At 60.7% G+C, this 9,017-nt stretch carries 9 protein-coding genes; all 9 read right to left on the reverse strand.

Features of this window, described 5'->3' with window-relative positions:
* Positions 1-639 (reverse strand): sodium:solute symporter family transporter (locus tag V7080_RS20325; RefSeq protein WP_442947265.1); only part of this gene is annotated, 639 nt, incomplete at its 3' end.
* A 149-nt stretch (positions 640-788) separates the two neighbouring features.
* Complete coding sequence (locus V7080_RS20330) at positions 789-1,391, reverse strand: methyltransferase (RefSeq protein WP_334190211.1); 603 nt, start codon at positions 1,389-1,391, stop codon at positions 789-791.
* 30 nt (positions 1,392-1,421) lie between these two features.
* Positions 1,422-2,996, reverse strand: a complete 1,575-nt coding sequence (gene ubiB, locus V7080_RS20335) for a ubiquinone biosynthesis regulatory protein kinase UbiB (RefSeq protein ID WP_334190212.1) — start codon at positions 2,994-2,996, stop codon at positions 1,422-1,424.
* Entirely contained in the window at positions 2,996-3,571 is a 576-nt protein-coding gene (locus V7080_RS20340) for a ubiquinone biosynthesis accessory factor UbiJ (protein ID WP_334190213.1), read from the reverse strand. The genes ubiB and V7080_RS20340 overlap by 1 nt, the downstream gene beginning before the upstream one ends.
* 81 nt (positions 3,572-3,652) lie before the next feature.
* Complete coding sequence (locus V7080_RS20345; RefSeq protein WP_334190214.1) at positions 3,653-4,600, reverse strand: Tim44 domain-containing protein; 948 nt, start codon at positions 4,598-4,600, stop codon at positions 3,653-3,655.
* An 8-nt stretch (positions 4,601-4,608) separates the two neighbouring features.
* On the reverse strand, positions 4,609-5,343 hold the full coding sequence (gene ubiE, locus V7080_RS20350) for a bifunctional demethylmenaquinone methyltransferase/2-methoxy-6-polyprenyl-1,4-benzoquinol methylase UbiE (RefSeq protein WP_334190215.1): 735 nt from the start codon (positions 5,341-5,343) through the stop codon (positions 4,609-4,611).
* Between the two features lie 116 nt (positions 5,344-5,459).
* Entirely contained in the window at positions 5,460-5,897 is a 438-nt protein-coding gene (locus tag V7080_RS20355; protein WP_334190216.1) for a DUF971 domain-containing protein, read from the reverse strand.
* A gap of 56 nt (positions 5,898-5,953) precedes the next feature.
* Complete coding sequence (locus V7080_RS20360; protein ID WP_334190217.1) at positions 5,954-6,385, reverse strand: HIT family protein; 432 nt, start codon at positions 6,383-6,385, stop codon at positions 5,954-5,956.
* A gap of 3 nt (positions 6,386-6,388) precedes the next feature.
* The coding region (locus tag V7080_RS20365) for an FAD-binding oxidoreductase (RefSeq protein WP_334190218.1) at positions 6,389-9,017 on the reverse strand (2,629 nt) is incomplete at its 5' end.

Genomic DNA, 9,017 nt, shown 5'->3' on the forward strand with positions numbered 1-9,017 from the left:
TGTCGCCATCGCGAACACCTGGTCGGTGCCGCCCGCCAGGTCGGCGGCAAAAAAGGCAATGATGGTCAGCCCGATGACGAGCACGATCATTTGGATGAAGTCGGTCCATGCCACGGCAAGGAAGCCGCCGATCACGACATAGATGAGCACGGCAAGGGTGCCGACGATCATGCCCGCGGTTTCCGACATGGCGCCATTGGTCAGCACCGAAAACACCAGGCCGAGCGCCGTGATCTGCGCCGCAACCCAGCCGAGGTAGCTCAGGATGATGGCAACGGAACAGAACACTTCCACCCCTTTGCCATAGCGCTGGCGGTAGAAATCACCGATCGTCAGGAGGTTCAGTTTGTACAGCTTGGCGGCGAAGAAGATGCCGACCAGTATCAGGCAGGTGCCGGCGCCAAACGGATCCTCGACAATGCCGCTGAGCCCGTCCTGCACGAATTTTGCCGGGATGCCCATGACCGTCTCGGCGCCGAACCAAGTCGCAAATGTGGTCGTTATCACCATGATCAACGGCAGGCTGCGGCCGGCAATGGCGAAGTCGCTGCTGTTCTTGATCCGCGTGCCCGCCCATACACCCAGCGCAAGCGTGCCCAGCAGGTACAGCACGACAAAGGTAATCAGCGTGTAGTTCATGAAAGTATGCTCCGCATGGAAAAACCGGCTATCGGGAATGAATGGCGGCGAATGTGCTTGCCTTCACCGGAAAGCTTTCCGGCAATTTTTCGGGATTATAGCCGTACATGCCGGTCGGAACTGCATGGAAATTCGGTGGAAAGCCAGACTCAGCCGGACAGGCGTTGCCATATCTGCCAACGCTCCTTGCCGGCGAATACCGGCAAGGAATCCGGCACCGGCTCATCGGCGACGCAAACGAAGTGCGGCAGCAATAATGCCTCCAGGTCCTCCCGCACGATACCGAACGGAGGGCCCTTGAGCGGATCGCCGAAAAAGAAAAAACCAGCCAGCAATGCGCCCGGCGGCAGCAATTCGGCCCAGCGCGCGGCGACGGCGGGGCGCATGCGCGGCGGCAACGCACACAGGAAGGCGCGTTCATAAATCAGGTCGATCCCGTGTTCCGGCGTGAAGGTGAAGAAATCCGCCTGCTTCACATGGTCACCCCGAAGGCCCAGCTTCTTTCGCGCCGCCTCCACCGCAGCTGCTGAAAAATCGATACCGGTAACCTCCCAGCCGGCCTCCGCAAGGCAGGCGACTTCATAGCCGGTACCGCACCCGGGAATGAGGGTCGAACGAGGCTTCGCGGACTGCGCAACGAATTGCCGCAACTGCTGCGGTACGTTGCCGAGGTCCCATGGCATGAATTCCTGCTCGAAGCGTTCCGACCAGAATGTGGGTTGCGACGGATCCCGCGATTCGAATTCAGGCATGGGCGCAGACTCGTTCAAGGTTCATGAAGATCACCATGCATATCGCGTCCAGCGTAGCAACAACTGCGCCACCACGATGCCGCCGGCAAGGCCGATCCCGAAATAGATGCCGATGCTCAGGAGCATGTTGGTACGCCGCTGTTCGGCGAGCACCTGCTTCAGCAGTTCGCCGGTCTGCAGTTCAGGCCTTGCCGCCTGCGCGCTCAACACCTGGTGCGCGAGGCGCGGCAGTTCCGGCAGGATCTGGTTATAACGCGGCGCTTCTTCCTTGAGATGCTGGATGAGGCCGCGCCAGCCGATTTGTTCGCTCATCCAGCGCTCAAGGTAGGGCTTGGCGGTTTTCCAGAGGTCGAGGTCGGGATCGAGCTGGCGGCCGAGGCCTTCGATATTGAGCAGGGTTTTCTGCAGGAGCACCAGCTGCGGCTGCACCTCGACATTAAAGCGGCGCGACGTCTGGAACAGCCGCAGCAGCACCTGTCCGAAGGAGATGTCGCGCAACGGGCGGTCGAAGATCGGTTCGCAGCAGGCGCGCACCGCCGATTCGAGCTCGTCGACGCGCGTTTCCTTCGGCGCCCAGCCTGATTCGATATGCGCTTCGGCGACGCGCTTGTAGTCGCGCCGGAAAAAGGCGATGAAATTCTGCGACAGGTAGTCCTTGTCGAAGTCGGTCAGTGTGCCGACGATGCCGAAATCGAGTGCGATATAGCGTCCGAAGGTCGCCGGATCGATCGACACCTGGATGTTCCCCGGATGCATGTCGGCATGGAAGAAGCCGTCGCGGAAGACCTGCGTGAAGAAGATTTCGACGCCGTCACGTGACAGCTTTTTCAGGTCGATGCCGGCCTCGATCAGCCGCTCGGTCTGGGAAATCGGGATGCCGCGCATGCGTTCCATCACAATGACCGCCGTCGAGCAGTAGTCCCAGTACATCTCCGGCACGGCCAGCAGGTCCGAGCCCTGGAAATTGCGGCGCAACTGGCTGCCGTTGGCTGCCTCGCGCATCAGGTCGAGTTCGTCGTGCAGGTATTTGTCGAATTCGGCCACCACTTCCCGCGGCTTCAGTCGCCTGCCGTCGGCCCATAGCCGTTCCACCCATTCGGCGGCGATCTGCATGAGCGCAATATCCTTCTCGATCGACTTTTTCATGCCGGGCCGCAGCACCTTGACCGCGACTTCCTTGCCGTTTTTCAGGACCGCGAAATGCACCTGGGCGATCGACGCGGAAGCAACGGGCACCCGCTCGAACTGGGCAAACAGGTCGTCCGGGTGGGCACCGAGGGATTTGCGGATCTGGGCGATGGCGAGATCGGAGTCGAACGGCGGCACCCGGTCCTGGAGCCGGGCGAGTTCATCGGCAATGTCCGCCGGCATCAAATCACGCCGGGTCGACAGCACTTGTCCGAACTTCACGAAAATCGGCCCGAGGTCTTCCAGCGCCTGCCTCAGGCGCATGCCGCGCGGATTCGACAGGTCGCGCCAGAACATCAGGCGCGCGATCATCTTCGCTATACCCGGCCGTGCCAGTCCGGAGATGGCGATGTCGTCCAGGCCGTATCGGATCGCCACCCGCATGATCTTGGCGACTCTCAGCAACCGGAACAGCATCAGCCGCGTCCCTCCAGCTTTTCGATCCGTTTGCCAAGCCGCTCGACATCGTCGCGCAGCCTGGCGACTTCGCCGGCAAACTCATTCACGGCATGCGGTCTCACCAGCATCGGGTTCTCTTCAAGGAAGTATTCGGCCAGGTTTTCGGCCAGTTTCTGTTGGGTCGATTTTGCGGCATCCACCGTTGCCCTTGCGCCGGAGACGATGCGGGCCGCGGCAATATCGCCGAACAGCCTGCTCAGGTCTTCTTCCGCCTCCCATTTGAGGGATTGCGAAAGCTGGGAGATGGTATTGGCGAAATCCGCGTCCCCTTCCACCCGCACATAGGAAAAGGCACGATCCCGGTGTTGTGCGATCAAGGGCAGATCGGCCGGCTTGGCGCGGATGGTAACGTTGATCGCTTCCTCGGCGGAGGCGGGTTCCAGCATGCCGTCCGGCGCGGCTTTCACGCAAACCGCCACGATGCCCGCGTCCAGGCATGCCACCTTGCCCGCATGCGCGGCAAGCTTCTCGCGTGCCCAGGGTTCCCGGGCCAGCAGATGATTAATGGTGGAGGAAAAAAGAGAAGAAATCATGGCGACAAAAAGAAAGCCGCCCGTGAATCATTCACGGGCGGCTTGAAGTTTATCAGTTTGCCGGCGGTTAATTCATCCGCCTTACGAGATTTGCTGAATTCCCGCCAGAATCCATCCGCCCTTGCCGGAAACGGGCTTGGACAGGTTCCATATTTCGGCAAACGGCGCCGCCGATGCATTCTCGTCTTCCTTGATCATGCCCGAGAACCGGACGCTCGCAAGATATTCATCGCCCAGTGTTTCCAGGCCCACCAGGTCGGCGTCGAGCGAAACGACATCGGTATGGTTGGACGACGCGCCGCGTTCCTGCAACTGCATTCTGAGCTCGGCGAACATTTCGGGCGTGGTGAATTCACGGATATCGCTGATGTCGGCCCGATCCCATGCCGCCTGCAGGCGGATGAAGTAGGTTTTCGCATGACGCAGGAAAGCCGGCACATCGAAATCCGCAGGGACCGCGACCGGCGCAACGGCTGCCGCGCCACCTGCCACCGCACTGCCGCCAGCCAGGGTATCGCCCTGGAAGGCAGCCGGCTGCATGGGTGCTGGCGGTTGCCTGTCGAGATGCGAGCCGATCTCGGGTGTACGGGCTGCCCCGTAGCCGCCTGCAAATGCAGGTTGCGCGCCGTTGTTGCCGTTCCTGCGACGCATGACCATCCGATAAATGAAGAATGCCGCTGCGGCGAGCAAGGCCACCATCAGCATGGTGCTGATGACGCTTGCCAGTGCGCCGCCGATGCCCAGATGCGACAGCAATGCGCCCAATCCGAGACCGAGCAATGCCCCGCCGAGAATGTTCCGCCACGGGCTGGGCGGCTTCGGCGCCTGCGCACCGGGTGCTGCCTTTGCCTGGCTGGCATTGGGTGCCTGGGACTGGTTCGGCGTGGATTGCATCGGCGCCTGCCGGCCGGCGCTTTGGGATTGCTTGCCGAAGGATCCGCCACCGCCCATCCGCTTTGCATCAGCGTCCGTCACAACCACGGACATGGAGCTGAACGCGATCATCATGGCAATCAGATACTTTTTCATAAGTTCTCCTAGAACTTGATACCGGTATGCAATGCCGCCACACCGGCTGTGAGGTTGAAGTACTCGACCCGACCCAGGCCTGCCGCCTGCATCATGCCTTTCAGTGTTTCCTGATCGGGATGCATGCGGATGGACTCGGCCAGATATTGGTAGCTTTCGCCATCGTTGGCAATGCGCTTGCCCAACCACGGCAATACGGAAAAAGAATACACGTCATACGGCTTTTGCAACGGTTCCCATACCTTGGAAAATTCCAGTACCAGCAGCTTGCCGCCCGGCTTCAGCACCCGTTGCATTTCGGCCAGCGCGGCATCCTTGTGCGTCATGTTGCGCAAGCCGAATGCAACCGTCACCCGGTCGAAATAGTTGCTCTGGAACGGCAGCTTCTCCGCGTCGCACAACAGCGTGGGTGTCATCACGCCCTTGTTCAGCAGGCGATCGCGACCTACCCGCAACATCGATTCATTGATATCGGTGAGCCAGACCTCGCCGCTCGGACCGGCCTGCCGGGCGAACGCCTTTGCAAGATCGCCAGTACCGCCTGCAATATCGAGAACCTTGAAGCCCGGCCGCACGCCGGCCTGGGCGATGGTGAATGTTTTCCAGAGACGGTGCAGGCCGGCCGACATGAGGTCGTTCATCACGTCGTACTTGCCCGCGACCGAATGAAAGACCTCGGCGACCTTGTGTACCTTGTCTTCTTCGGCAACTGTCTGATAACCGAAATGCGTCGTATTGGTCATGTCTGCGGTCTCGTCGATATGGACCGAAGATTATACATTTACGACAAGCGTCCCAAGCGCATAGTTCCATGCCGCAGTTCGCTGCGCGGAATGGAATCAGGCGCTGCGCTGCGCCATCAATGCTGGTGGCCGCAGCCGTGACCGCCTTGCGCCGGCGCTGACACGACGTCCCGCCCGCTTTCCCGGGTGTGGCCCGCCGCTTCCAGCCGCTGCAGGTAATCCTCCCAGAGCTCGGCCTGGTTCGCGCCCAGCCAGTACAGGTAATCCCATGCATAGATGCCGGTATCGTGGCCATCGGAAAAATGCGGCTGCACGGCGTAATTGCCGACCGGTTCCAGTGCCTCGAGCTGCACGTCACGCTTGCCGGTCTGCAACACCTCCTGCCCGGCGCCATGACCTCGCACTTCAGCGGATGGGGAATACACACGAAGCAATTCGAACGGCAGCGAAAAGGATGCGCCGTCGTCGAAAGCCACTTCCAGCAAACGCGACTGTTTGCGTACGGTCAGCGCCGTGGGATTGGGGGCCTGTGCTGCCTTTTTCTGGTGATCCATGATGAGAAGGCTTTCGGAAAGATAGCGGCGATGGCACGAGAATGTGCAGGATACCGCTAGGAAGAAAATTGACGAATGAGAGCGTTCTTTAATTCAGGCAACAGGGCTTGACGCTTCGCCAGGCCGTCCGGTGTGCCCGGACGCTGGACTTGCGCCCATATCGGACCTGGAAAATGTGCATCATCGTCGAAACGCGGGATCAGGTGCCAATGCAGATGCGGCACCATGTTCCCGAGACTGGCGATGTTCATCTTGGCAGGCGCCATGACCGCCCGGATCGCCGATTCCACCTTCCAGACCGCCTGCATCAATAACTCACGTTCCGAAAGAGGCAGGTCGGTCATTTCCCGGACATGCGCATTCCATATCACCCGGCAGAAGCCCGGATAACCAGGGTCATCCACCAGCACCACCCGGAAGGCGTCCTGCCGGCAGACGACCTCGCCGCCCGCCTGAACGCACAGTTCACAGGATGCCTGGGTGTTCATGCTCTACACCAATACCCGTTCTATACCGCCGTTGTTGGCGCGCGCCACGTAGTCGGGCATCCAGTTCTCGCCGAGCAGGTACTTCGCCATTTCCACCACGATGTAATCGGCGGTGGTACCGGAATCCTCGTTGTACCGGGACAGGCCCTGGAAGCAGGAGGGGCAGGACGTGAGGATCTTCACGTCGCCGGTGAACCCGCCATCCCGCAGCTTGTCCGCGCCCTTGCGCATCTCCTCCTCCTTGCGGAAGCGGATTTGCGTCGACACATCCGGACGGCTGGCAAACAAGGTGCCCGACTCGCCACAGCAGCGATCATTTTTCTCGATCTTCTGCGCATCGGCGGTCGTGATCAGCGCATTCACGGTCTTCAATGGATCCTGCTGCTTCATCGGGCTGTGGCAGGGGTCGTGATACATGTAGCGCACGCCGCCGACGCCTTCGAGGCGGACGCCTTTTTCGAGCAGGTATTCGTGGATGTCGATGATCCGGCATCCCGGGAAGATCTTGTCAAATTCATATCCCTGCAACTGATCGTAGCAGGTGCCGCACGACACCACCACCGTCTTTATGTCGAGGTAATTGAGCGTATTGGCCATGCGATGGAACAGCACGCGGTTATCCGTCATCATCTTCTCGGCCTTGTCGAACTGGCCGGCCCCACGCTGGGGATAGCCGCAGCAGAGATATCCGGGCGGCAGCACGGTCTGCACGCCGACGTGCCAGAGCATCGCCTGCGTCGCAAGACCCACCTGCGAAAACAGCCGCTCGGAGCCGCATCCCGGGAAGTAAAACACCGCTTCCGTGTCAGCAGTGGTTTTCTTCGGGTCGCGGATGATCGGCACGACCTTGTCATCTTCGATATCCAGCAAGGCGCGCGCCGTCTTCTTCGGCAGGTTGCCCGGCATCTTCTTGTTGATGAAGTGGATGACCTGTTCCTTGACGGGCGGCTTGCCATGGGTGGCAGGCGGCGCCTTGGTCTGCTTCTTCGCGAACTTCTTCAGCACATCATTGGCCATCCGCTGCGCCTTGTAGGCCACACCGGTCATCGCCGCGCGGGCGGTATTGATGGTGGCCGGGTCGGTCGCATTGAGGAAGAACATCGCACCGGCGGTGCCGGGATTGAATGACTTCTTGCCCATCTTGCGCAGCAGGTTGCGCATGTTCATCGACACGTCGCCGAAGTCGATATCGACCGGGCACGGCGTCTCGCACTTGTGGCAGACGGTGCAATGGTCGGCGACATCCTCGAATTCTTCCCAGTGCTTGATCGACACGCCGCGCCGGGTCTGCTCTTCGTACAGGAAGGCTTCGACCAGCAGCGAGGTAGCGAGGATCTTGTTGCGCGGGGAATACAGCAAATTGGCGCGCGGCACATGGGTTGCGCAAACCGGTTTGCATTTGCCACAGCGCAGGCAGTCCTTGACGCTGTTGGCGATCGCGCCGATATCGCTCTGCTGCATGATCAGCGATTCATGCCCCATCAGGCCGAACGACGGCGTATATGCATTGCGCAGGTCGGCAGCCAGTTCCGGCAGGTTCAGCAGCTTGCCCTTGTTGAAGCGCCCTTCCGGATCGACACGGCGCTTGTAGGCGCGGAAGTCCGTCATCTCGTCATCCGTCAGGTATTCCAGCTTCGTGATTCCGATACCATGTTCGCCGGAGATCACGCCGTCGAGCGAACGGGCCAGCACCATGATGCGCGCGACCGCTTCGTGCGCCACCTGCAGCATTGCGTAGTTGTCGGAGTTGACCGGGATGTTGGTGTGCACATTGCCGTCGCCCGCGTGCATGTGCAGGGCGACGAAGACCCGGCTGCGCAATACCTGCTTGTGGATCGCGGTGCATTCATCGAGGATCAGCTTGAAGGCCGCGCCGTTGAAGATCTGGCGCAACTGCGCCCGCACTTCATTTTTCCAGGACACGCGCACGGTGCGGTCCTGCACGACGTGGAATACGGCGGCGTCCGGCTGTCTTGCAAGACGTTCGTCGAAGGTGGCTGCCAGCTTGTCGAGGCCGAGGACAGCCAGTTCGGATTGTGCGTCGCGCAGCGGCTTGTCGAGCTGCGTCAACAGATAGGACCAGCGCGCCTGCGTCTCTTCGATCAGCTGCTGCGCCTGGACCACCCGATCTTCAAGCAATTCGGCGGCGGGAATATCGTTGCCTTCCGCGTCGTCACTCTTGCCGAGAGGCAGATTGCCGGCGGCGAAAAACGACCGCAGTTCTTCCAGCAGCGCGAGCTTGTTCTGGATCGACAGTTCGATGTTGATGCGTTCGATGCCGTCGGTGTACTCCCCCATCCGGTTCAGCGGGATCACCACGTCTTCATTGATCTTGAATGCGTTGGTGTGTTTCGAGATCGCCGCCGTGCGGGCGCGGTCAAGCCAGAATTTCTTGCGCGCTTCCGGGCTGACGGCCACGAATCCTTCGCCGACACGGGTGTTGGCAATGCGGATCACTTCCGACGCCGCCTGGGCAACCGCGTTTTCGTCGTCGCCGACGATGTCGCCGAACAGGGCCATCTTCGGCAACACGCCGCGCTTGGATTTGGTGGCGTAGCCGACCGCACGCAGATAGCGTTCGTCGAGGTGTTCCAGCCCGGTGAGAATTGCGCCGCCCTTGCGGGTTTCGGCG

This window comes from Noviherbaspirillum sp. (assembly GCF_036846085.1).
In the GTDB taxonomy this organism is placed as follows: domain Bacteria; phylum Pseudomonadota; class Gammaproteobacteria; order Burkholderiales; family Burkholderiaceae_D; genus Noviherbaspirillum.